The sequence below is a fragment of the Paenibacillus terrisolis genome (assembly GCF_056171975.1).
This window is the reverse complement of the sequence record NZ_JBKFGG010000022.1, coordinates 1-24,253: the sequence shown is the minus strand read 5'-3', so window position 1 is coordinate 24,253 and position 24,253 is coordinate 1. Positions and strand designations below refer to the sequence as shown.

Below are 24,253 nucleotides of genomic sequence, written 5' to 3'. Positions count from 1 at the left end.
TATGATCCTGAATACCGTAACGTAGTATAAACGCCCGTACTCCATCATCTATCACAAGGCCTTACACGACCAAAAAACGGGCCTCATGATCGCATTCCTGGCATTTGACCGGCGGCTCCCAGTCGATAAATTTCGTATGCTCCAAATCGACGACATCGGGGGCCTCTTCAAATTCATCCACGAACATATCAATCGCCAGTTCCACATGATCTTTGCAGACTACATACATAAGCTCAAAGCATCCTTTCTTTCCACTACCACAAACGCTTGCGGCATATCTAAATGAGTTGGATTGTTCTTTCTCTGTTCTACCACACTCGGGAGCAAAAAGGAACCGCTGAGGTCACATCCGGCCGAACGATCCGGACTGGTCAGCATCCACGCACTGTCCCGGCGATCCATCCCGCTTACATCCAGCCGCGCTTGTCCTCCGGCTCCACCGCTTCCGCCAGCGCACGCTCAAGCTCATCCGCATAGCGGCTTCTCCGCTCCGGCGTCCAGCCGAAATATTCCGCCATATATGCGATCACCTGTTCTTTCCACTTCCGCACCCAAGCAATATCAAACATCATGGCTCCTGTCCGGCGAATAAAAAAATCCCCCGGTGTCACCGCCATCTCCTCATCCAACGCATACTTCAGCGGAACCAGCACCTCCAGCGGCAGTCCGTCAGAACCGGCCTCGGCCCGTCCTTCCGCCAATTGCATAACCTCACTCGCCATCTCCACCAGCCGATCCACGTTCGAACCGTACTTTTTCGCCCACTTCATGGCCAACTCCTGGGAAGTCCCCGCATGGTCCGCAGCTTCCCGCGCTTTATGCGCCGCAAAATCCGCAAAAGCTTCCGCCCCGCCCACCTGCCCGCCGGAAATCGGCAGCGCCCGGGTGGAGCAGGCGTCAAAGCGCAGGCCCTGCTCTTTTCCAAGCTCCGTAGCCACGCAATCCACGACGTTTTCGGCCATTTTGCGGTAGCCCGTCAGCTTGCCGCCCGCAATCGTAATCAGGCCGGACGGCGATTCCCAGATCTCGTCCTTCCGGGATATTTCCGAGGGGGATTTCCCCTCTTCGTGGATGAGCGGGCGAACTCCGGACCAGCCTGATTCGATGTCCGACTCCTGGATGCGGAGTGAAGGGAACATCCCGTTAATGGCATCCATGATATACTCCCGGTCGTCCACGGTCATTCGCGGATGGTCCAGCTCTCCCTGATACACCGTATCGGTCGTGCCGACATAGGTTTTGCCGTCGCGGGGAATGGCGAACAACATCCGGCCGTCGGGCGTATCAAAATAAACCGCCTGCCGTAGCGGAAACCGCTTCGCGTCGAACACCAGATGCACGCCTTTGGTTAGCTGCAGCGTTTTGCCCCGTTTCGAGCCATCCAACTCCCGCAGCGAATCCACCCATGGCCCGGCGGCATTGATCACTTTTCGCGCCCGCACCTCGTATTCCCGCCCGCCGATTTCATCCCGGATAACGGCTCCGGTCACACGTCCCTTTTCGTATACAAACCGCAGCAGCCGTGCGTAATTGACCGCAATCGCCCCTCGGGCCGCCGCTGCCTTGAGCACTTCGATAGTCAGACGCGCGTCATCCGTGCGGTACTCAACGTAATAACCGCCGCCCTGCAGTCCGTCCGGATTCAGCAGCGGTTCTTTTGCCAGCGTCTCGGCCCGGGGCAGCATCCGCCGCCGCTCCTTCCGATCCACGCCCGCGAGAAAATCATATACCCGTAAGCCCAAAGACGTGCTCCATTTGCCAAAGGTGCCCTCTTTATAAATCGGCAGCAGCATCCGTTCGGGAGTGGTGACATGCGGCCCGTTTTCATAGACGATCGCCCGCTCCCGGCCCACTTCGGCCACGAGACCGACCTGCAGCTGCTTCAAATAACGCAGCCCGCCGTGGACCAGCTTCGTCGACCGGCTCGACGTTCCGGCGGCAAAATCCTGCATCTCCACCAGCCCGGCCCGCATCCCCCGCGCCGCGGCATCCAGAGCGATGCCCGCTCCCGTAATCCCCCCGCCGACAATCAGCACATCCAGAGGCTGAAGTCCTTCAGCCATCCGCTCGAGCAGCCGCTCCCTGCTTTTTCCCGAAAACGCCATATCCACCGCTGAAGCACCCCTTTTGTCCGGACTCATGGTACGCCTTATTGCCCACAATCGCAAAAGCACTCGAACCTCATCATATCGGTATCAGTCCGTCTATCATCTGCGGTCCATAATATTAACCGGATTTCCTCCCGTTAATTCTGCTATTTCCGGCCCCTAAAAGAAGTTAACTGGAAAACCTCCATCTATTTTGCGAAAATCTGCACCTGTGCCTCTTTATTTCTGGATTTAACGGGAGCTTTTCCAGTAAAATACTGGAATTTGCCTCATTTCCCCGAATTAACGGGAGGTTTTCCCGCTAGCCTGACTCGCCAATAGAAAGCAACTCTGACCATGGCAACTCCGATTGTGATGTAAGCAACTCCGATCATGAAGAAAGCAACTTCAACCATGGAGAAAGTAACTTCAACCACCAATTAAGCGACGCCAATGCGGCCCCGTATAGAAAACGCAGTACCCACAACTCGGTCTCCGCCGCCGTACTGCACCTCAGCTCAGCCACTACTGCAGTAACTTGGCTATAAAAAAGAGACCCCGACTACACCCCAGTCGTCCGAATGTTTCGGCTGTGCTGTAATGTAATGGAATCTCTTTGCGTCGTCTTATTTATTTTCAAGGCCGTCTTCGATCTCGGCGTCCGAAGGTTTGTCGGTCAGCTTGAGCGTAACGTCCTGCAGCTTGCCGGCGCGGTAATAGCTGACCTCCAGCTCGTCGCCGACTTTCTTCTTGTCGTACAGATATCGCCGCAGCTCCAGAGTGGAGTTAATCGGCTGCTTATCGAACTCGGTGATCACGTCGTTAAGCTGAAGACCCGCATCCTTCGCCGGGCCATGCGCTTCAAGCACGATTACGCCGCTCGTTACGTGCTTCGGCAGCTTCAAATCCTGCCGCTGCTCATTGGATAATTCGGCATACGGATTATCGAGATCCAGCGTGTAAACGCCGAGGTACGGGCGCACGACTTTCCCGTGCAGCATAATATCATCTACGGTTTTCATCGCATCGTTGACCGGAATGGCAAAACCCAAACCCTCGACGCCGGTATCCGAAATCTTCATCGTGTTGATGCCGATCAGCCGCGCGTTCAGGTCCACCAAAGCGCCGCCGCTGTTGCCTTCATTAATGGCCGCGTCCGTCTGGATGACCTCCTGCTCCCAGTCATAAACCCCATCATGATTCAGCGAGACCGGAATCAAACGGTTCGTATAACTGACAATGCCCGAGGTCAGCGTCCCTCCCAGTCCCAGCGGATTACCGACGGCAATAACCGTTTCGCCGGCGCGCAAATTTTTCGAATCGCCGACTTCGATGACCGTATTGATTCCTTTATCGTCCATCTCCAGCACCGCGATATCGTTAATCGAATCCTGGCCGACTACCGAAGCTTTCCGCGAGGTGCCGTCGCTGGTCACGACCTCCAGATCATCCGCGCCGCTGATGACATGATTATTGGTAATGATATAGGCTTTGCCTTTTTCTTTCTTGAAAATCACGCCGGAACCCAGCGCCGCCTGCTCCGGATCGCCTTTGGACAACTCGCTGTGGTTAAGGATGCTGACCACGGCCGGCGCGACCTTCGCCGCAGCCATGCTGATCCGGTCGTACGGATCGCCCGAGTCCGAGGCATATGCCGCGATTGCGGCTTTGTCCCCGGCAGAGGAAGGAAGTCCTACGATGAAGCTGAACAACAGCACGGCAACCACCGCGCTGAGTACGGAGGAAATCAGGGAAATTTGCAGAGTGGATAACCCCGTCGTACGCCATCCCCAATGCCATTTCCCGATTCGTTCATGTTTGTGTTTGCGTACGTGACGCCCTGATACCCTTGTGGAATAAAAATCATCGTCAAACAATCCCATCCGTACTCTCCCCTTCCATAGCTCTACCCCAGGTATCGGTTGTCATCTGTCTCTTGTCTATTCCCTGCAAGCAAAGGTCCCTTTCAACTGTATGCCGATACGGCAAAGCCATATGCCTCATGACCTTCATACTATGTTTAACGTCATGAACGAGGCATTAGTTGCCGACCGGACGGGGCGATTTGCAGCTTTTTTCTGTATTCAGGAATGTTTGACCCGGTTCCGGACTACACTAATACTAATACGCGATAGATTGATAGATTTATTTTACCATATTTTGAGCACACTGAAGCATTTTCCTATCAGGGAATTTTCGGGAGTCATCCCATGCATTTGAAACCAAATTTGGAGTCTATGCTTCCGATGCGAGTTTTGTTCGAAGCCGGCTCAGGGAAGTATCGCTCACAAAACTAAGCCTATGCTTCCGATGTAAGTTTTGTTCGAAGCCGGCTCAGGGAAGTATCGCTCACAAAACTTTTAGGAGGAAACAGGATGGATGCCAAGTCTTTTTCGCCGATGAACGAGATCAATGTTTTGGCCAAGCTGGCCGATATGAAGGAGGAGCATTACCGGCAGCTCATTACGCTCAGCGCGATGATGGAACTTTTGGTGGAGAAGGGGATCATTACCCGGGAAGAAATTGAACAAAAGGCGATCGAAATCGACCGTTTCATGTTTCCTACCTCCTATCCAACCATGTAAGTCATAAGTCCCCTCCGCTTCAGCTTGTATTCCCGGTCCGTCGATCATTTCATGTAAACTAATGTGACGCAAAAATGCTCTTAATCCGAAATTTCAACTCCTCTCCAACTCTTAACCACCCCTTTTTATTAAAATTGTCAAATATAATGTTAGGTTTCGTAACAGTAAGCGATTTCATTTTTGAAAAAACTATTGATTATTTGTAAAGCATCCTCTATGATAATGGCAACAGGTTGATCAAAAGTTAAAGCACTTTAACTTTTGGAATAAAAAGTCAGTATTATCTTCGATTCTATCAGATTTTCTCGCTTGAAAGTTAAAGCGATTAAACTTTCATAGAAAGGCTGGTGCAATCCTTGAACCATCGTGAGAACCGGCGGCGAACACTTTATATGTACCTGTTCATTTCGCCATGGCTGGTCGGCTTTTTGGTTTTTGCCCTCTATCCCATTCTGGCATCCCTGTATTACAGCTTCACCGACTATGACATCATCCACCCGCCCAAGTTCGTCGGCCTTGCCAATTACAACGAAATGTTCCATAACGATCTATTCTGGAAATCCGTCACGGTAACCCTGAAGTTCACCTTTCTCAGCGTACCCGTTCAACTGCTGCTGGCGCTAGGGTTCGCGCTACTGCTCCATCAGAAGCTCCCTTTGCGCGGCTTCTTTCGGACGGCGATGTATTTTCCCAGCATGGTGTCCGGCGTAGCGATGTCGCTGCTCTGGTACTGGATTTTCAACCCGCAGATCGGCTTGTTCAATTACATGCTCTCCTGGTTTGGCATTCACGGTCCGGCATGGCTGATGGATCCGGACACCGCGCTGTACGCCCTGATCATCATGACCTTCTGGACGGCGGGCTCGGGCATGATTCTGTTCCTGGCCGGCCTGCAGGGTGTGCCCGCCAGTTTGGTGGAAGCCGCCAAGCTGGACGGGGCCGGCCGCCTGCGCATTTTTCGAAATGTCGTGCTGCCGATGATTTCCCCCGTGCTGCTGTTTCAGCTGATCATGGGGATCATCGACTCGTTTCAGGTGTTCACGCAAGCTTTTGTCATGACCCAAGGCGGTCCGAACTATTCCACCTGGTTTTACGTGTATAACCTGTACACGAGCGCCTTCAAGGAATATCGCGCCGGTTATTCTTCAGCTCTCGCCTGGGTGCTGCTGATCGCCGTCATGCTGTGCACCGCGATCATTATGAAGCTGTCGAATCGTTACGTTCATTATGAAGGAGGCGGAGGCCGGTGAGTTTTTTGTCAGCTCCTACTGCTCGGTCTGCGCATTCGCCTGCCAAATCGCGCCGAAAAATAGAACCCGTTAAGCTGCTCAGTCTGATTGCTTTAATCGTCACCACCTTTCTCATGCTGCTGCCCTTGTTTTTCATGGTGTCGACTTCACTGAAATCGCATCGGGAAATGCTGAAATTCCCGCCGACCTTTTTGCCCGAGAGCTGGAGCTTCGGGAATTATCGAGAAATTTTCGACACCTTGCAGTTTGGCACCCTGTATAAAAACAGCTTAATCATCGCTGTGCTCACTGTTGCTGGCACCCTGCTGTCCTCGGCGCTCGTCGCTTACGGCTTCGCCCGGTACCGGGGCAAAGGCAACAGCTTCTGGTTCATGTTGCTGCTCAGCACGATGATGCTGCCTTATCCGGCGATTATGGTGCCGCAGTTTATCCTGTTTTCCAAGCTGCACTGGATCGATACGTTCCTGCCGCTGATCGTTCCGGCCTTCTTCGGCTCGGCCTATAATATTTTCCTGCTGCGCCAGTTCTTCTCCACGCTGCCGGAGGAGCTGTTCGACGCCGGACGCATCGACGGCTGCGGAGAATTTCGCATGTGGTATACCATCGCCCTTCCGCTCTCCGGGCCGGCGCTGGCCACGGTGGCGATTTTCGCCTTCATTTACAGCTGGAACGACCTCCTGACACCCGTGCTTTACTTAAGCTCGTCCGATCAGTTCACGCTTCCGGTCGGCATGGCCTCCCTCACCTCGTCGCGATTCCGCATTCCGCCGTGGCATCTGCTGATGGTCGCCTCCGTGCTGGCGATGGTCCCGATCGTCGTCTTGTTCTCCGTCGCCCAGAAACAGTTCGTCGAGGGCATCGTACTTACCGGCATCAAGTCATAATCCGCCGCGGGAGCCTTTTGAGTCGAACAAATTTACAACAGGTGGGGGCATCCATGTGAAATATTCTTTCGATCGCTGTTGTTCCCGGATTTCTCTTATCCACCAAATTCAAATGGGGTAGAAATCCGTCACAAAGGCGAACACTTCGTTTCTGCCAGAACATTTCACTCTCCTGCTTTACCCTGTTCTATTCTTTAACCCGACTCAAATGGCCCATAGCGGCGAATCACTCATATTCAAAGGGAGGAAACACGGAATGAGAAAAAAACGCGTAAAGTTAAGCTTTTCCGCATTATTGGGGACGATATTGCTGATCGCCGTGGTGATGTCCGGCTGCAGCGGCGGCAAGTCCGCGGGCGACGTGGCCCCGAACGCCGCGAACAGCGGCTCCGAAAACTCGGGAAACAGCGGCAAAGCGGAGCAAGTGACGATCACCCACTACACCATTGATTCGCCGGACCGGACGTTCATCGAAGAACTGATCCCGGAATTCGAGAAGGAGCACCCGAACATCAAGGTCAAAGTGGAAAAAGCGCCTTACGAGCAATTTGACAGCAAACTGCAGACGCTGATCGCCGGCGGCAACTCGCCCGATGTGACCAGCCATTATGGATACGGCGGATTTGCCGAATATTATAATAAGGGCATGCTGATGGACTTGACCGATCTGATCCAGGAAGACGGCTTCAACGCCGCCGATTACAGCATCCCGGACAATCTGATGAACATCTATAAAGTAAACGGCAAAACCTACGGCATCCCGGTGAATATATACGTCACCCTCCTGCTCTACAATAAAGACATGTTCGACGCCGCCAAGCTGCTTTATCCGCCAAGCGATTACGAGGACAAGAGCTGGACGTTCGACAAAATGGTCGAGGACGCCAAGCAAATGACGGTGGTTTCCAAAGACATCGCCAAAACGCAATACGGGCTTGACTTCACCTGGGCCGAACGCGATATGCGGCCGCTGTATTTCGGGGCTCAGCCATACTCCGACGATACCTGGACGAACGGCGGCGTGCCTTCCGAAACGCATTTTGATTCCCCGGAAGTCATCGCGGCGTACAATAAATTGTTCGATCTGGTGTTCAAGGACAAGGTATCGCCGGACTCCGAGTGGAGCAAGAGCGTGGCCGGCCAAAACGGCGACCCATTCGTCGCCGGGAAAATCGGCATGTCGGTCGGCGGTTCCTGGAACCTGGCGGGCGCCAACGATTTTCCGTTTAAAATCGGCGTAGCCGCCGTGCCTTGGGGCGGCAACGATAAAGTTCGCAGCACGCTGTTCGTCGACCCTCTGCTCATCCTCAAGGATTCGAAGCATCCGAAGGAAGCCTTTGAATGGATCAAGTATCTTTTGACCGAGGAAGTCCAAGAGAAGTCAATCGAGCTGAGCGGCGGCAACCCGCCGGTCAATACCGAAGCTGCCGAAGCCTATTACAAACATTTTGACGGCATCGATCCGCAGGATGTCAAAAACGTGTACGAAGGCGCCACCAAATATGGGTTCGAAAGCTTCAACCATCTGATCACCAACTACTCGCAAATCAACGATATGTTCATTAACGAGATGCAGCCGATCGAAACCGGGCATAAAACAGTGGAAGAAGTGATGCCGACGATCCAGGAGAAAATCACCGAGATCCTTAAGCGGTGACGGGCTGCAAACGAAACTAGTTATCTGGAATATAAGTCGATCATAAGAAAAGTATTATGGCAAGAGGGTGAGATGTTCTGGCAGAAGCGAAGCGTTCGCCTTTGTGACCGGGTTTCTACCTTATCTGAATTCATAAAATCTTAGAAACCCGGGAACAACAGCGATCGTAAGAACATTTCACACGGCTGCCTCTATACGTTCAGTCATTAGTCCGACTTATATCCATGCGCGAGCCGTCCCGCCGGGGCGGTCTCCCGCATCTTGAGAACCCTACGTTTAGCGGATCGCTTTCCGGCCATGTATACTATTAGATAGAGGTTCCAGGTACGGAAAAAAACGGTCCCAAGGAGAAGAGAGATGAAAGTAAGCATTTTTGACGTAGCCAAGAAATCCGGGCTGTCCGTGGTCACCGTGTCGCGGGTACTGAACGGGGCCGAAACCGTACGGGATAAAAATCGCCAACGGGTGCTCGACGCCATCAAGGAGCTGGATTACCGGCCCAATGCGGCGGCGCGCAGCCTCGCCCGGGGTAAGACCGGCATCATCGGACTGATCGTGACGACGCTGCAGGATTCTTTTTTCGACGCGGTCGTAAAAGAACTGAATGAAGTGCTGGCGCTGCACGGGTATTTTCTCGCGGTGGCGATTTCGACCGGCATCGGCTCGGACGGCAACCACTACCTGATCCAGGAGGATCGGGTCGACGGCCTTATTCTGCTCTCCCCCATGGAAGAGGACAGTTATATCGTCGAACTCAAGCGGCGCGGCATTCCTTATGTGCTGATCGACAATCAAAAGCCGGAAAACGACGGGTTCTCCGTCACCATCGATAATTTTAATGGCGGATATACAGCGGCCCGCCATTTGCTGAAGCTAGGGCATACGTCCATTGCCCATTTATGCGGACACGAAATGTTCCGCAGCACGCGGGAGCGGCGGAGCGGATTTGTACAGGCCCTGCGGGAGCAAGGGCTCGAGCCGTTTGAAATCGTTCACGGCGATTTTGATATCGGGTTCGGCTACGAGACCGCCAAACGCTGGCTGAAGGAAGGCAAGCTCCCCTCCGCCGTTTTTGCGGGGGATGACCATATCGCGCTCGGGGTGATCAACGCCCTGATGGAAGCCGGGATCTCCGTGCCCGGTCAGGTGGCCGTCGTCGGATACGACGATCATTACATTGCTTCGCAGCTGCATCCGCATTTGACTTCGGTGCGCCAGCCGGCGGACAAAATCGGGCTCGCCGCCGCCGATATGCTGCTGAAGCGCATGGACGGCAAAACGAAACGCGGCGGAAGCCTCAAGATCGACCCGGAGCTGGTGATTCGGGAATCTACCGCATACAGGGAGTGACGACGAGTGGCTTACTACTTGGGAATGGACGGCGGAGGCACGAAGACCTATGCCCTGCTGACCGATGAGCGCGGCAATGTGCTCGGCCGGGGCAAAAGCGGCAACGGCAACCACCAGACCGGCGCGGCCGAAGCGGAGAACAATATCCGGGAAGCCGCCTTGGAAGCGCTGGTGGAGGCGGATCTCCGCATGGACGACATCACGCACGCGTTTCTCGGACTCGCCGGGGCCGACCGGGAGACAGACTACCGGATCTTGCATCCGCTCGTCCGCCGGGCCGGCTTCACGAAATACACGATCGACTGCGATACGATGATCGGCCTTCGGGCAGGCACCAATCACCCGTACGGGGTGGCGCTCATCTGCGGCACGGGCACCAACGCGGCGGGCCGAAACCCGCGGGGCGATCACTTCCAGTGCGGCGGCTTCGATTACATGTACGGTGACTTCGGCGGCGGCGGATCACTGAACATCGAAGTGTTCCGCTCCGTCATCCGCGCCTGGGACGGCCGGGAACAGCCGACGCGGCTGACCGGACTGCTGCTGGAACGGCTGGGATACGACCGGGTCGACGAGATGTACAACGATTATCTCGACCATGGCCGGCACGTGCCGATCGACGTCGCGAAGCTGTTGTTCACGGCCGCGGCGGAAGGCGACGCGGTCTCGCTGGAGATCCTCAACCGGCAGGGCGTAGAGCTCGGCAAGTCGGCTTCCGCCGTCATCCGGCGGCTCGGCATGGAGAACGACACGTTTGACGTCGTTCTGGCCGGCAGCCTGCTCACCCGGGGCGACCGCGGCTGGATCCGCGGGCCGATCGAGCAGGCCGTGATGGCGGCTTCCCCTCGGGCTTCCGTCGTGACCCTGTCCGCCGAGCCGGTCGTTGGCGCCGTGTGGGCGGCGATGGAAGCGGACGGGCGGACCGTCAGCCCGGAGATTTACGATACGATGCGCGTTTACCGCGAATTCGCGGACATTAAACTTACGACAAGACAGGAGTGAACCAACGTGGCAACGGATCAAGGACTCAAGATCGCCGTCATCGGCGGAGGATCTTCTTATACGCCGGAACTCGTGGAAGGCTTCATCCTTCATCACCGGGAGCTTCCGGTGCGCGAGCTGTGGCTCGTCGACATTGAGCCGGGACTGCACAAGCTCAACATCGTCGGAGATTTGGCGAAAAGAATGGTGGAAAAATCGGGCCTCCCGATCGAAATCCATCTGACGACCAACCGCCGCGAAGCCATCGCGGGAGCGGACTTCGTCAGCACGCAAATCCGTGTCGGCATGCTGGATGCCCGGGCCCGCGACGAGTCGATCCCGCCGAAATACGGCGTCATCGGCCAGGAAACGACCGGCCCCGGCGGCATGATGAAAGCCCTGCGGACCATTCCCGTGCTGCTGGGTATTTGCCGGGACATCGAGGAGCTTGCCCCGAACGCTTGGCTGCTCAATTTCACCAATCCGGCCGGCATGGTTACCGAAGCGGTCCTGAAATACTCCAAGGTGAAAAGCATCGGGCTCTGCAATGCGCCGATCGGCCTGATCAAGCAAGTCTCCGGCAAATACGGGGTGGCGCCGGATCGCGTGTACGCCGAATTCGTCGGCCTCAACCACCTGCATTGGATCAGCCGGATCGACGTGAACGGCGAAGACAAGCTGGACGAAATGCTGACCGACACCGCCGGCTACAGCGCCAAAAACGTGCCTGCCCGGGAATGGAATCCCGAGTTCCTGCAGTCGCTTCGCGCCCTGCCCTCTTATTACCTGAAATACTACTACATGACCGACGCCATGCTGGAGGAGCAGCTCGAATCCCTGCGGCAAGGAGAGAATCGCGCCGAGGTTGTGAAGCGCGTGGAAGCGGAGCTGTTTGAGATTTATGCGGATCCCGATCTGCAGGAGAAGCCGAAGCAGCTCGAGAAACGCGGCGGCGCCTTTTATTCCGAAGCGGCGGTCAATCTGATGCGCTCGCTGCACAACGGTACCAACGACATTCAAACGCTGAATGTGCAGAACCGTGGCATCCTCGACTTTTTGCCGGACGATGCCAGCATCGAGGTCAACTGCGTCGTAACCAAAAACGGCCCACTGCCGCTGCCGCTCACCAAAATCCCGCCGATGGCCAAAGGCCTTATCCACGCGGTCAAGACCTACGAGCAGCTCGCGATCGACGCCGCCGTAACCGGCGACCGCAGCCTGGCGATCCAGGCGCTGGCGCATCATCCGCTCGTCCCTTCGGTGGACGTCGCCATCCGGATGCTGGACGAAATGCTGGAAGCGAACAAGGAGTACCTGCCGCAATTTTTCAAACGCTAAGTAAGGCATACGCATAAACGACAAAACCTCCAAACGGCTGACGGGGATCAGCGGTTTGGAGGTTTTTTATCGCAAATTGGGGTTTTAATTTAAGGTTTTATACTGCCTTTCATCCCTTCAGGCCGGTCGTCGAAATCCCCTCGACGAAATACTTCTGCGCGAAAAAGAAGAGCAGGATGCAAGGCACGATGCTGATGACCGACATCGCGATGACCTGGTTCCATGAAACGGCCGAAGACGCGTCCAGGGTCATGCGGAGCCCAAGGGAAACGGTGAACTTTCTTACGCTGCTAATGTAAATGATGGAGTTGAAGAAGTCATTCCAAGTCCACATGAATTGGAAAATTCCGACGGAGAAAATAGCTGGCTTGCACAGCGGCAACAGCACCCGGATCAGCACCATGAACGAGTTACAGCCGTCGATGGTCGCCGCTTCATCCAGATCGCGGGGCAAGCCGCGAATGAACTGGATCATCATGTAGACGAAGAAGGCGCTGGTCGCGAAGGCGGCCGGAATGATGAACGGTAAATACGAGTCCAGCCAGCCGAGATTTTTGAACAAAATGTACCGCGGAACCATAATGGATGCGTTCGGCAGCATCAACGTCGCGATCATGATCGAGAACAGCGGCGTCTTCAGCGGAAAATCGAACCGGGCGAAACCGTAAGCCACCAATACGCTCGATACGATCGTAAGCAGCACCGTCGGTACGACCAACTCAAAAGTATTGAGAAAAAACTGCGCAAACCCGTACTGCCCCGTACCCTTCCATCCCAGCGAGTAAGCGTTCCACACATAGGTGCCGGGCAGCAGCTTACTGGAGCCGAAAATATCAGCGTTGGTCTTGAACGACGACGCAAGCAGCCAAATGAGCGGATAAACCATGACGAAGCCGAAGAGAATCAGAAAAGTATAGTTGAGCCAGGTGTTTGATCTTTCTTTGGGCACTCTCATGTTTATCCCCTCCCATCCTCGTAGTACACCCAGTTGTTCGACGTTTTAAAAATGACCGCCGTAACGACCATGATGATAACGAACAAGACCCAGGACAACGCCGATGCATAACCCATGTTGAAGAAAGTAAAGGCTTCATCGTACAGCTTCAGCGCGTACAAATAAGTCGATTTCATCGGCCCGCCGTTTGTGATAACGAATGCGCCGGTAAATTCCTGGAACGCGTTGACCATCTGCATGACCAGGTTGAATAAAACGATCGGCGTCAGCAGAGGTACCGTAATTTTAAAGAACATCCGGAATTTCGACGCTCCGTCAATAGAGCCGGCCTCGTACAAATCGCCCGGAATTTGCTGAATTCCGGCCAGGAACAGCACCATCGACGAACCGAACTGCCATACTGTCAGCAGCCCCAGCGTATACAGCGCCACATCCGGGCTGCCGAGCCAGTCGACCGCGCCGATGCCCAAATGGCCAAGCAAGTTATTGACGACCCCTTCTTTCATGAACAGGAAGCGCCACAAGACGGAGATCGCTACGCTCCCCCCCAAGATGGAGGGAAGGTAGTAAACCGTTCTGAAGAAATTAATCGCTTTCAGTTTGGCGCTCAGCAGCATGGCGACGAACAAGGCGAAGGCCAGCTTGACCGGGACAGCCAGGATGACGTAAATTCCCGTTACTTTCAGCGACTGGTAGAAGTCCGAGTCGCCCGTAAATATTTTCGTATAATTATCAAGACCTGTGAATTTCGGAGCGCTGATCATGTTATAGTTCGTAAACGAGTAGTACAGTGAAGACAAAAACGGATAGAACTGAAACACAAGCAAACCGATAATCCAGGGCAAAATGTAAAGCAGTCCGACGTACTGGTAATTTCTTTTCGTCTTTAACACAGCGGACTTCTCTCCCTTCCCACCGCAAAACTTATGACATGTTATCTGCCCTTGATTTCTTCCAGCTTGGAGGTCATGGTCTTAACAAGTTCGTCCCCGGCTTGATCCGGCGTGACTTTGTTGTAAGCGACCTTCTGGATGATGTCGTCCACGACCTTGGTGACTTCCGAATTGTTGGAGATGCTGTTATCCACCAAGCCCGCTTCGCTTAAACCCAGCTGCACCGCGTTGGTGATGGCCGGATCGATTTTGCCCGCTTTCACGGCAGCTTCTTGGGCCGACTTCACCGGCGGTACGGAACGCACGTCGCCCAAAATCGTGGCTGCCTCCGGATCGTTCATGAACCAGCCCAGGAATTTAACGGCTTCTTCCTTGTTTTTGCTGTTTTGGCTGACCGCAAACAATTGCGCAGGTCTGACCACAACCCCGGTATTTTTGGCGTCTTTGGAGATCGCCGGCAGAGCCGTCACAATTTCTGTGCCTTCCGGCAGTACCGTTTTCAGCGTTGGCAGCGTACTGCTCATCGAAGGCGTCATCGGCATATCCTGATTAATCCACTTCGGATTTTGGTCGAGTTTGCCGTAGAACAGATCCGCTTCTCCGATCGGTTGATAAACGCCGGCCTTCATGGCTTTTTGCACCCAATCGAATACGAAAGATGCATCCTCTTTAGTGAAGCCCAGCGTATAGTCTTCATTGATGAATTGATTGCCGGTGCGCTGCTTCAGCATCGTTCTGAAGTCTTGGCTCAGTACGCCATGGTCCGAGAGCAGCAAATACTTCGAAGGATCCTGCTCATGCAGCTTTTTACCGACGTCGTACAGCGTATCCCAGTCCCATTTAATGTCGGTCGGCACTCCAAGCTTATCGGCCACCGCCTTGTTGATAATGATGCAATACGCGTTGACCCCTGTAGGAATGGCCAGGAGCTTGCCGTCGTACTCGCCGAAATCTTTCAGGAACTCTTGGTCAAAACCCGTAGTGTCAAAGCTGGAATCCTGTTTTAAATCAACGAAGAAATCTCCTTTTGTCACGAGTTCCTGCACCCACGGAAGATCGAGCTGCATGATGTCCGCCGACGTTTGGCTTGTCAGCTGGGTTTTGATTTTTTGTTCGTATCCGTCGTAACCCTGATATTCCGCTTCGATCGTAACGTTCGGGGCAATCTTCTTATAAGCCTCGATTGCTTTGAGCGTCGCCGCATGGCGGTCTTCCCCGCCCCACCAACTAAAGCGCAAAGTCACTTTTTCTCCGGAGCCCTCTTTGCTGACGTTTGATCCGCCGGCGTTGGACCCGGTATTGGATGATGCCGAGTTCCCTCCGCCCGAGCAGCCGCCCAGAATCGAAAGAACCAGTACAGCAGCCACGCATAACGCCCCTACTTTTCTTTTTTTCATCATCGCATTCTCCTTTGACCCGATGTGATGTAAACGCTTTTACGGGATTAATTATAGAATGGTCTCCTCTCCCTCCGAAAGGTAGCGGCTCTTAGAAAAAGGTATCATTATCCGTGCAATATCGAAGGGAAGGTATCCTCTTTTCGTAAAAAGAATCGTTTCTTCAGAAGTTTGCGCAATTCGGCAAATCTCACACAAAGCACTTGAAACGATCTGATATAATCAAATGTAAGCAGTTACATTTTACAACAGAGAGCTTGAGGTGAGTTTAATGTACAACCTGCTGATCGTTGACGACGAAGCGGAAACCCGGGAGGCACTTTCGAGCTATTTCCCCTGGGACGAAGTCGGGTTTCGCATTGTCGGCCAGGTGAATAATGGACAGGAAGCGCTTCATTTCATTGACGGGGCGGAACGTGTGGACATTGTCTTGACCGATATCAAGATGCCGGTTATGTCCGGCATTGAACTGGCGGAAAATCTGTACAACCACAAGCGGAATATTAAGATCGTCTTCCTTAGCGGTTACCGGGATTTCGAATACGCCCAAAAGGCGATGCACTACCGGGTCAAGAATTATGTGCTGAAGCCGGCCAAATATCATGTCCTCATGGACGTGTTCGGCAAGCTGAAGGAAGAAATGGAAGCCGAAACAGCGCCCAAACCCGAAGATGAAACCGATAAGCTGAAAGGCGACGAAAGCCTCATCATTCAGAAGATCAAAGATTACGTCAAAACCAACTACAAAAACGCCTCCCTTGATGAAGTGGCCAGACTGGTCCACATGAACGCCAACTATCTCAGCTTCTTTTTTAAACAGAAGACGGGTCATAATTTCTCCGATTATTTGCTGAAGACCAAAATGGAAATGGCGGTTAGCCTTCTGCGCGACATCAGCTACAAAACCTACGAGATCAGCGAGATGGTCGGATACAGCAACGCCAAAAATTTTACCCGCACGTTCAAAAGTTATTATGGGAAAACCCCAAGCGAATACCGGAACGGACAACCGACTCCATGAAGGAAAAATATTTCATCAAGCAGCTCATGACCTTTCTGATTCCGCTGCTCGTTCCGATCATTATCCTGGGCTCGCTATCGACGCTAACAACCCAGCACGATATCAAAGCCGGTATTAATGAAAACAGCAGCTTTTTACTCCTGCAATCCAAGACCCAGGTGGAAATGATCCTGAACGAACTGGACACGCTCTACTTGTCCCTTTACGACAACACCGAAATCTTCAACGAGTTGTCGAATTTGCTGAAAAATTCGCACTACACCTACGAGAGCTCCAATTCGTACCAGATCATCTCCAGCTTTCTGAACGGGTTCACGAATTCCAAGCCGTATATTCAGTCCTTTTATTTGTACGTCGACAATCCGTATGACCGCTTCCTATCTTCGGTGGACGGTCTGGTGACCTTGAATCATTTTTACGACACGGGCTGGTATGACCAATTTATGAGCTACACGGGCAAGCCCAAAAAGTGGACCTCGCTGCGGGATATCCGGTTTTACGATTTCGAGTCCACGCCGACGCCTATCGTCACGTTTTATAATGTTCTCTCACCGCAAAAGGTCGCGATTATTCTGAATATCAAGCCAAAATACATCGATTCGATTCTGGACGACATCACGACGTACAAAGAGCAGCAGCTGTTCGTGCTGGATGAGCAAAACCAGGTCATTTTCTCCAATCATCGCGGAGATTTACCGGACAAGCAGGAAATCGAAGCGATCGCGGCCAACCCAAAAGAGGTATTCGACATGAAAACCTCATTGGGCAAAGTAAATGTGACGAAGGTCGAATCCGAGCGGTACAAATGGAAATACGTTTCGATCATCCCGCATTCCCAGCTTTACCGTTCGCCTACCCGCATTTTTCATTACACGCTGGTCTTTGTGGGCTTTTCCATCGCTTGCGGAGTCCTGCTTACGTATTTCCTGATCCGGCGCAACTACAAGCAGCTCGTGATGATCCGGACGCTGATCAAGTCGGCCGACGATAATCTTGTGCCTTTGAAGCCGCCCGGCAAGGTCAAGGATGAATATTCCTCGATCATTCACAACATGATCACGCATTTCATCGAACACCGGTATATCAAAACGCAACTGCTGGAGAAAAAATACCGGCTGCAGGTAATGGAGCTGCTGGCGCTGCAGTCCCAGATAAGTCCCCACTTCCTGTATAACACGCTGCATTCGGTTTATTGGGAATCGGTAGCGTTGACCGGGAAACCGAATAAAGCCAGCGAAATGGTCGAAAATCTGTCGGACATTCTGTCGTATTCCTTCAGCAATCCGACCAAGACCGTAACCTGGAGTGAAGAGATCGCCAATACGATGAGTTATTTAAATATTCAGAAGAAGAGGTACAAGGATAAATTCAATGTAATTTGGGAGTACGACGAGGATATTGCCCAGCTCTTCACGATGAAGCTTGTCCTGCAGCCACTCATCGAGAACAGCATTTATCACGGCATCAAGGAGAAGGAAGGCCCTGGACTGATCAAAGTGAAAATCCAGCGCAAAAAAGAGAGCCTCTCCATTGTCGTACTCGATAACGGCATCGGCATGCCACCCGAGCGGCTGAGCGAAATCCGCCAGCGCCTCAACTCCGACGAAGAGCGGACCAAACACGTCGGCTTGTTCAACACGAACAAGCGGTTAAGGCTAACCTATGACTATAACTACAGGCTCCGAATCAAAAGCAAGCCCGACTTGGGCACCATGGTGGAAATCATCATCCCGGCCAAACTCCCGCCTGAAGAGGAGGAATAAGGCGGGGCGCGCATCCATGGCCGAACAGCTTTGGCAGAAACAGCTTTAACGGAACAGCCGCTGCTCCCTCCGGTATTCCTGGGGCGAGAGCCCCTTCGATCTTTTGAACATCCGGCCGAAATGGGTAACGCTTTGGTAACCGACCCGGTAGGAAATTTCCGTCACGGGGAATTCCGTATCCCGAAGCAAACCGCAGGCGTGCTCGATCCTGACGCGGTTAATGTAAGCGACCAGCGTCATGCCGGTGACCCGCGGGAAAGCATGGCTCAAATAATACGTGCTGATATGAAACCGGTCGGCCAATTCGCTTAAACTCAAGTTTTCTTCGTAATGGGCGTTGATATATTGAGCCGCTTCCGTGATTTCACGGTAAGGGCGGCGCCACGGCTCCGTCTCGCCCGACAGGCGCGGGCGCCCTTCGACGAGACGGAACAAGCTGAGCAGGAGCTGCGAGAGAAGAAGCCGGGAATACTCCTCGTATCCGGCGCGTTTCTCTTTCTGCTCCGCCAGCATCCGGGCCAGCAAGGGCTGGATGTCCTCCTGCTCCTCCGGGTTCAACCTCAGCACCGGATACTCGGCGAACAGCCGGCCGATCCCATCCGATTTGCCGGGCGTGAGCCCAAACGCCGCCTCGCTGGAGAAATTGACCAGAATCCGCTCATGCGGCTGGGACAGCCGCCCGGATACCGAGGTCTTGTGGAGTACGTTTTTCGAAATCAGTACAAGATCGCCGGGGCTGATGCGAAACGTCCGGTCTTTGATGAAATAACAGCGCTCGCCGGACACCAAGTAGTAGATTTCCCAGGCATCATGGGAATGCTCTTCCTTCATGGTGAACCTGCCCGGCTGCTTGGCGGATTCGATGCTGAAATAGGGTTGAACCGGCTCAAAACGTTCTTCTTGTTCCATGCGCGCGTTCTCCTTTTTGGGTTAAATCGATGATTAACTCAATTATAGCAAAAAATGTTGAATGAAGAGCAAATCAAGCAATAATGGTGCTGTTATTTCTCTCATTTTGCTCTATTGTTTGGGTACTACCACATAAGGAGTGAATGAAGCAATGCATGCGACATCAACCATAAAAGACTTGAAAATCGCTTATATCGGAGGAGGCTCGCGCGGTTGGGCCTGGGGTTTGATGAGCGACTTGGCCATGGAGCCGGCGCTGTCCGGGAAAGTTTCTTTGTACGATATCGACTTTGACGCAGCCAAAGCCAACGAACAAATCGGCAGCCGCATCCAAGCGCAGGACAAAGCCGTAAGCCAGTGGACTTACGAAGCTGTCCGCACGCTGCCAGAAGCGCTGAAAGGCGCCGATTTCGTCATTATTTCCATTCTCCCGGGGACGTTTACGGAAATGAAATCCGACGTCCATACCCCTGAAGCCTATGGCGTTTATCAATCCGTAGGCGATACCGTCGGTCCGGGCGGGGCCATCCGCGCGCTGCGCACGATTCCGATGTACGTGGAAATCGCCGCCGCCATCCGCGATTTTGCCCCTAACGCCTGGGTCATCAACTATACCAACCCGATGAGCCTGTGCACGCGGACCTTGTACGAAGTATTCCCGGGCATCAAGGCGTTCGGCTGCTGCCATGAGGTATTCGGCACGCAGGAACTGCTGGCCGAAATGCTGATGGATCTGAAGGGTTTGGAAGACGTTCATCGTCAAGACATCGAGGTGGGCGTGCTGGGGATCAATCACTTTACCTGGCTGGACCGAGCTTCTTACCGGGGGATCGACTTGTTCCCGCTGTACAAGGAATTCGCCGACAAGTATGCCGAGGAAGGCTTTAGCGGCCAAGGGCATAAAGACCACTGGATGAACAACAGCTTCGCGTCCGCCAACCGGATCCACTTCGATCTGTTCCGCCGCTTTGGCCTGATCGCCGCCGCCGGAGACCGCCATCTGGCCGAGTTCATGCCGAACTCCTGGTATCTTCGCAGCCCCGAGCACGTCAAGAATTGGAAATTCGGCCTGACGCCGGTATCATGGCGGACCGAGAACCTGAAGAAACTGCTCGAACGCAGCAAACGTCTCGTTTCCGGAGAAGAAACGTTCGAGCTGAAAGCAAGCGGCGAAGAAGGCATTGCCATGCTGCGCAGCCTGAGCGGCGCCAGCGCGCCTATCGTGACCAACGTCAATCTGCCGAACCGGGGCCAGATCGCTTCCCTGCCGATGAACGCCGTCGTCGAGACAAACGCCGTGTTCGGAGCCGACAGCGTACAGCCTGTCGTAGCCGGCAGCCTGCCGGAAGACGTGAACAACCTGGTCGTCCGCCACGTCTACAATCAGGAAACCCTGCTCAAAGCAGCCCTGCACAAAGACCGGGCGCTCGCCTTCCATGCTTTCGCAAACGACCCTCTCCTCTCCGGCCTCACGCCGGAACAAGCCGAGGAGCTGTTTACGACCATGCTCAGCAACACGAAGGCGTATTTGCCGGGTTGGGATTTTTAAACTTAAAAGCCGGCTGCCCAAGGTAGCCGGCTTTTTTCTTTGAACTAATGGGGGGATCCCCGGCCGATCCTCTTGCTTAATTACTCCTCTTGCTTTGGTTGCTTTACTCGACCCGCCCTTTCCCGCGCCTCACGCCCGCCCGCTTCCAGCACCCATATAGCACCCTAGTCATGCGTAATAACTCTCAGGCCACCGCCGTCACACTGTAACGAATCCTATTGACGCTATTTGAGCGTTTTCCGGCAATTTCAAATTCTAACGGACCCCACATTCGCTATTCACCTCAAATGACCGCAATCCGGCCCAATCTCCCCCGAATAACGTCGCTCAGATCCGTTAGAATTGCAAACTTCCCTTTTTCGGACAAATAGCGTCTCTCCGGTCCGTTACACCCAAATATCTGTGGAATCCATTTTCTCAGTCAACTTTTGGTATTCCTGCCTCACCGCTTCGGAAGCTAGGTTCCGAAATTGCCCGAACAATTCAATACCTTTTAGCATGCCTTGTCCGCTACGCATTTTGATAGCTAGCGCCAAACTGTCCAGAACAAACCGCAAGCCCTGCTCGATATCGTCTTTCTTTAAATAGTACTCTCCCAAACCCGTCATTAGTTTTAGGTACCGGTCATTTGTGTTCTGCTCTCTAATTTTTCCGATACGGCTTTGTTGCTCTCTGTAATTTAAATAAGATTCGTACTTGCCCAGTACAAAATCAATATTTAGATCAAAGCGGTTAGCAGCGACTACGATCTCAGTTAAAGCGGGAAAAACCTCGTTTTCCCGGCTAGAAATATACTTTTCGTAATCCGGTAGAACATCCGTTTTTCCTGACATTAACTGATACATGTACCTGTTCCCCTCAGCCCATTCCTGAAACTGAAGAATCACCGTCACTTCATCTTCAGAAGGATCTTTTACCCAACTATTGTCCGAATACATAGAGACATAATACAGTGCGACCTTATAATCTTCCAAATAAAAATGCGCATCGCCTAGCATCAGATAGGCATACAATATGTAAAATATATTTTGTTTTTTTGTCTCCGCTGATTTTATATTTTTGTTTAATTCATAATGGACGGTCGCTTTCTTCTTTAATTTTTCGCTCAGCCCCTTTACCTTGACCCATCGGCGCAGCGAAGCAAACACGTTAATTAAGTCATTAAGCGCATCAAGCTGGTAAGATTCGTCAAGCCGGTCAACGAAATATTCGAATTGGGAAGCTATTAACAAGTTGTTGTTCTGATCCTTGGACAAGCCTAGCGTAAATAAACGGTATTGGCAAAGCGCCAGCCGTTCTGAATGCTGCTTCTGCTCACTTTCCGCAATGGATTTGTACAAAAGAGCAGCCGCACTTTGTTTGCCTTCATGGAACAGCTGTTCTGCCAAGTTAAAAAGCAACGGTATGTAAGAAAGGTTGTCCATCAGCAGTTGAATAGCCCGCTCAATATTTTCAAGCTTATCCAGCTCCGCGCACCGCTGCAAAAAAGGTCCCATTCTCCGCCAGTCCGGTGCTGCCTGAAAGAAGCATTCATCAATGTACAACTCGTAATAGTAACCCTCTGGATGGCCCATCCCTCTGGTAATCCGGTCGAGTTGCTGCATGGATATGGGACGATGGTTGTTTATAATACCGCTTAACGTTCCGGGATTGATCTGCGTGATCTCGGAGAACTGATTAAGCGTGATATTCTCGCTTCTTAAATAATTCTCTAATTGAGTACGAATTGCAGCGGCTGGTTTCAAGTAAACACCTCCTCCACACAATAAACGACGATGAGGAATAATCTCCCATTCACTTTTATCATATGGATATATATAGTATGGGTCAATGAGGACCAACCCTTAAGTTCTTCTGGATCAAGCGCATGCACCAGTGATATTTTCAAAAGCAAAAAACGTTCCGGAATTTTAGTTCCGGAACGTTTTATTCATTTAGTATTTAACTCCCCATCCCAAAACCGTTGGTACTAAAAATCACAGGATTGGTCTGACCTTCAGCTGAGTTAAAAGTAGTAACCGGAGCCGCTATAGCTATCGTCAAACTAAACGTAGCTATCATTAAAATCAATTTCTTCTTCATTCAGTTTTTGCACCTCGCCTATTAGATTTTTATACCGCCGCTTCACTGCTTCGGTTGCAAAATTCCGATATTGTTCATATAATCCTACACATTTAAGCATACCGCGTCCGCTGCGGATTTCAATAGAAAATGCGAGACTATCTAAAACGTAGTTCAGCCCTCGGTTGAAGTCGTCCTTCCGTAAATAATACACTCCAAAACCCGTTAATAAGCTTACGTATCGATCATCAGTATACTGCTCGCTAATTTTCCCGATCCGACTGTGTTGTTCTTGATAACTTACATAGGACTCGTACTTTTCAAGTACAACATCAACATTAATATCAAATTTATTAGCCGAAGAGATTGCCTCGCATAAAAATGTGAATATTTCATTTTCACGAGTAGAAACGTACTTCATAAGTTCCGGTAAAACATCAACTCTGCCGGACATTACCTGATACAAAGAACGATTACCCTCGGACCATTCCTGAAACTGGCTAAGAACAATGATCTCATCTTCATTCGGGTCTTTTACCCAGCTGTAATCCGTGTACAAAAAAACATAATTCAACGCATTTTCATAGTCTTTAAAATAAACATTTGCCTCACCTAAAGCTAAATAGGCATACAATATATAAAAAATAATTTGCTTTTTGGTTTCCTTGGACTTTTTATTCCCAATCAATTCATAATGAATGGTCGCTTTCACCTTTAACTTCTCCGCCAGCTCCTTTACCTTATTCCACCAGCGTAAGGAAGCATACACGTTAATCAAATCATTAAGAGCATCCAATTGATATTCTTCTTCAAGTCGGTCTACAAAATATTCAAACTGTGAGGCAATGAGCAAATTTCGATTCTGGTTTTTGGACAAGCCTAGCGTGAATAAACGGTAGTGGCAAAGCGCCAGCCGCTCGGAGTGCTGTTTCCGCTCACTCTCGGCTATGGCTTCATAAATCGGCGCAGCCGCCCTCCATTTTCCATCCCGGAAAAGTTGTTCGGCTAGGTTAAATAGCACCGGTATGTAAGAGAGACTGTCCATCATTAACCGAACCGCTTGTTCAATACAATCCAGCTTATCCAGCTCGGCGCATCGCTGCAGAAACGGTCCCAACCTCCGCCAGTCCGGCGCGGCCTGGAAAAAGCATTCGTCTATATACAGCTTGTAAAAGTAGCCTTCGGGAAGTTCCATTCCTGCGGTAATCCGGTCGAGCTGTTGCATGGCAATCGGGCGATGTCCATTGATAATACTGCTTAACGTTCCGACATTAATTTGCGTAATCTCGGAGAATTGGTTAAGCGTCATGTTCTTTAAATATTCCTCCAGGTGAGCGCGGATCGTAGCCATAGTTGGTAGGTTAACACCTCCTTCACACGGAATCTATCAATTGGAATATACTACTATAATATGGTTTATTATAACAATGGTCAATAAGGGGAATGTGGCAGAGAAGTGGATATTCGCAAGAGGTCAAAAGTCTCAGGAATTCGGAGCAAATGGAGATGATTTGAAACGAAGGCAAGTCGGATAATCTGTGCGAAAAAGCGCCGTCCGAGTAGTTATCCGAGC

Annotated in this window: 19 protein-coding genes; 10 read left to right on the top strand and 9 right to left on the bottom strand. The window is 52.1% G+C overall.

The window, feature by feature from the left end; all coding sequences use genetic code 11:
* Positions 1-61: 61 nt before the first annotated feature.
* From ACI48K_RS17430 to ACI48K_RS17420, 3 genes are all read right to left on the bottom strand, one after another.
* A complete protein-coding gene (locus ACI48K_RS17430; protein ID WP_082691335.1) occupies positions 62-229 on the bottom strand; it encodes a CxxH/CxxC protein in 168 nt (55 codons plus the stop codon).
* A 178-nt stretch (positions 230-407) separates the two neighbouring features.
* Positions 408-2,105, bottom strand: a complete 1,698-nt coding sequence (locus tag ACI48K_RS17425; RefSeq protein ID WP_475028960.1) for a glycerol-3-phosphate dehydrogenase/oxidase — start codon at positions 2,103-2,105, stop codon at positions 408-410.
* A 608-nt stretch (positions 2,106-2,713) separates the two neighbouring features.
* Positions 2,714-3,970: a S1C family serine protease gene (locus ACI48K_RS17420; RefSeq protein ID WP_475028887.1), complete on the bottom strand. Its 1,257-nt coding sequence runs from the start codon at positions 3,968-3,970 to the stop codon at positions 2,714-2,716.
* Positions 3,971-4,462: 492 nt separating this feature from the next.
* On the opposite strand from ACI48K_RS17420, the gene ACI48K_RS17415 reads away from it, so the two are divergent.
* From ACI48K_RS17415 to ACI48K_RS17385, 7 genes are all read left to right on the top strand, one after another.
* Positions 4,463-4,672, top strand: coding sequence for a hypothetical protein (locus tag ACI48K_RS17415; RefSeq protein WP_475028886.1), 210 nt, complete (start codon positions 4,463-4,465; stop codon positions 4,670-4,672).
* A 392-nt stretch (positions 4,673-5,064) separates the two neighbouring features.
* Positions 5,065-5,922, top strand: coding sequence for a carbohydrate ABC transporter permease (locus ACI48K_RS17410; RefSeq protein WP_475028959.1), 858 nt, complete (start codon positions 5,065-5,067; stop codon positions 5,920-5,922).
* The gene (locus ACI48K_RS17405; protein ID WP_475028885.1) at positions 5,919-6,806 is read left to right on the top strand and encodes a carbohydrate ABC transporter permease; all 888 of its coding nucleotides are present in this window, start codon (positions 5,919-5,921) and stop codon (positions 6,804-6,806) included. The genes ACI48K_RS17410 and ACI48K_RS17405 overlap by 4 nt, the downstream gene beginning before the upstream one ends.
* Before the next feature lie 256 nt (positions 6,807-7,062).
* A complete protein-coding gene (locus ACI48K_RS17400) occupies positions 7,063-8,463 on the top strand; it encodes an ABC transporter substrate-binding protein (protein ID WP_475028884.1) in 1,401 nt (466 codons plus the stop codon).
* A gap of 357 nt (positions 8,464-8,820) precedes the next feature.
* Entirely contained in the window at positions 8,821-9,813 is a 993-nt protein-coding gene (locus ACI48K_RS17395) for a LacI family DNA-binding transcriptional regulator (RefSeq protein ID WP_475028883.1), read from the top strand.
* A 6-nt stretch (positions 9,814-9,819) separates the two neighbouring features.
* On the top strand, positions 9,820-10,815 hold the full coding sequence (locus tag ACI48K_RS17390; RefSeq protein ID WP_475028882.1) for an N-acetylglucosamine kinase: 996 nt from the start codon (positions 9,820-9,822) through the stop codon (positions 10,813-10,815).
* A 6-nt stretch (positions 10,816-10,821) separates the two neighbouring features.
* Positions 10,822-12,132, top strand: coding sequence for a 6-phospho-beta-glucosidase (locus tag ACI48K_RS17385; RefSeq protein ID WP_475028881.1), 1,311 nt, complete (start codon positions 10,822-10,824; stop codon positions 12,130-12,132).
* A gap of 109 nt (positions 12,133-12,241) precedes the next feature.
* On the opposite strand, the gene ACI48K_RS17380 is transcribed toward ACI48K_RS17385, so the two are convergent.
* The 3 genes from ACI48K_RS17380 to ACI48K_RS17370 are packed head-to-tail and all read right to left on the bottom strand — an operon-like array spanning position 12,242 to position 15,380.
* Entirely contained in the window at positions 12,242-13,087 is an 846-nt protein-coding gene (locus ACI48K_RS17380) for a carbohydrate ABC transporter permease (protein ID WP_475028880.1), read from the bottom strand.
* Positions 13,088-13,089: 2 nt separating this feature from the next.
* Positions 13,090-13,980, bottom strand: coding sequence for a carbohydrate ABC transporter permease (locus tag ACI48K_RS17375; protein ID WP_475028879.1), 891 nt, complete (start codon positions 13,978-13,980; stop codon positions 13,090-13,092).
* A gap of 41 nt (positions 13,981-14,021) precedes the next feature.
* On the bottom strand, positions 14,022-15,380 hold the full coding sequence (locus ACI48K_RS17370) for an ABC transporter substrate-binding protein (RefSeq protein ID WP_475028878.1): 1,359 nt from the start codon (positions 15,378-15,380) through the stop codon (positions 14,022-14,024).
* 268 nt (positions 15,381-15,648) lie between these two features.
* Here ACI48K_RS17370 and ACI48K_RS17365 point away from each other — a divergent pair, with 268 nt between their 5' ends.
* Together ACI48K_RS17365 and ACI48K_RS17360 are read left to right on the top strand one after the other, a co-directional pair.
* Positions 15,649-16,398, top strand: coding sequence for a response regulator transcription factor (locus ACI48K_RS17365; RefSeq protein WP_475028958.1), 750 nt, complete (start codon positions 15,649-15,651; stop codon positions 16,396-16,398).
* Positions 16,395-18,161 carry a sensor histidine kinase gene (locus tag ACI48K_RS17360; RefSeq protein ID WP_475028877.1) on the top strand — a complete coding sequence of 589 codons (1,767 nt, stop codon included), beginning with the start codon at positions 16,395-16,397 and terminating at the stop codon, positions 18,159-18,161. The genes ACI48K_RS17365 and ACI48K_RS17360 overlap by 4 nt, the downstream gene beginning before the upstream one ends.
* Before the next feature lie 45 nt (positions 18,162-18,206).
* Here ACI48K_RS17360 and ACI48K_RS17355 read toward each other — a convergent pair whose 3' ends face one another.
* Entirely contained in the window at positions 18,207-19,070 is an 864-nt protein-coding gene (locus ACI48K_RS17355) for a helix-turn-helix domain-containing protein (protein WP_475028876.1), read from the bottom strand.
* Between the two features lie 151 nt (positions 19,071-19,221).
* Here ACI48K_RS17355 and ACI48K_RS17350 point away from each other — a divergent pair, with 151 nt between their 5' ends.
* Complete coding sequence (locus ACI48K_RS17350) at positions 19,222-20,619, top strand: family 4 glycosyl hydrolase (RefSeq protein ID WP_475028875.1); 1,398 nt, start codon at positions 19,222-19,224, stop codon at positions 20,617-20,619.
* Between the two features lie 386 nt (positions 20,620-21,005).
* Here ACI48K_RS17350 and ACI48K_RS17345 read toward each other — a convergent pair whose 3' ends face one another.
* Both ACI48K_RS17345 and ACI48K_RS17340 read right to left on the bottom strand, forming a co-directional pair.
* On the bottom strand, positions 21,006-22,364 hold the full coding sequence (locus ACI48K_RS17345; protein ID WP_475028874.1) for a helix-turn-helix domain-containing protein: 1,359 nt from the start codon (positions 22,362-22,364) through the stop codon (positions 21,006-21,008).
* Between the two features lie 299 nt (positions 22,365-22,663).
* Positions 22,664-24,031 carry a helix-turn-helix domain-containing protein gene (locus ACI48K_RS17340; protein ID WP_475028873.1) on the bottom strand — a complete coding sequence of 456 codons (1,368 nt, stop codon included), beginning with the start codon at positions 24,029-24,031 and terminating at the stop codon, positions 22,664-22,666.
* Positions 24,032-24,253 lie beyond the last annotated feature (222 nt).

Coding starts and splice junctions, on each gene's coding strand:
- ACI48K_RS17430 (WP_082691335.1), bottom strand. CDS start 229: ATGTATGTAGTCTGCAAAGATCATGTGGAACTGGCGATTGATATGTTC.
- ACI48K_RS17425 (WP_475028960.1), bottom strand. CDS start 2,105: ATGGCGTTTTCGGGAAAAAGCAGGGAGCGGCTGCTCGAGCGGATGGCT.
- ACI48K_RS17420 (WP_475028887.1), bottom strand. CDS start 3,970: ATGGGATTGTTTGACGATGATTTTTATTCCACAAGGGTATCAGGGCGT.
- ACI48K_RS17415 (WP_475028886.1), top strand. CDS start 4,463: ATGGATGCCAAGTCTTTTTCGCCGATGAACGAGATCAATGTTTTGGCC.
- ACI48K_RS17410 (WP_475028959.1), top strand. CDS start 5,065: ATGTACCTGTTCATTTCGCCATGGCTGGTCGGCTTTTTGGTTTTTGCC.
- ACI48K_RS17400 (WP_475028884.1), top strand. CDS start 7,063: ATGAGAAAAAAACGCGTAAAGTTAAGCTTTTCCGCATTATTGGGGACG.
- ACI48K_RS17395 (WP_475028883.1), top strand. CDS start 8,821: ATGAAAGTAAGCATTTTTGACGTAGCCAAGAAATCCGGGCTGTCCGTG.
- ACI48K_RS17380 (WP_475028880.1), bottom strand. CDS start 13,087: ATGAGAGTGCCCAAAGAAAGATCAAACACCTGGCTCAACTATACTTTT.
- ACI48K_RS17370 (WP_475028878.1), bottom strand. CDS start 15,380: ATGATGAAAAAAAGAAAAGTAGGGGCGTTATGCGTGGCTGCTGTACTG.
- ACI48K_RS17365 (WP_475028958.1), top strand. CDS start 15,649: ATGTACAACCTGCTGATCGTTGACGACGAAGCGGAAACCCGGGAGGCA.
- ACI48K_RS17360 (WP_475028877.1), top strand. CDS start 16,395: ATGAAGGAAAAATATTTCATCAAGCAGCTCATGACCTTTCTGATTCCG.
- ACI48K_RS17355 (WP_475028876.1), bottom strand. CDS start 19,070: ATGGAACAAGAAGAACGTTTTGAGCCGGTTCAACCCTATTTCAGCATC.
- ACI48K_RS17350 (WP_475028875.1), top strand. CDS start 19,222: ATGCATGCGACATCAACCATAAAAGACTTGAAAATCGCTTATATCGGA.
- ACI48K_RS17340 (WP_475028873.1), bottom strand. CDS start 24,031: ATGGCTACGATCCGCGCTCACCTGGAGGAATATTTAAAGAACATGACG.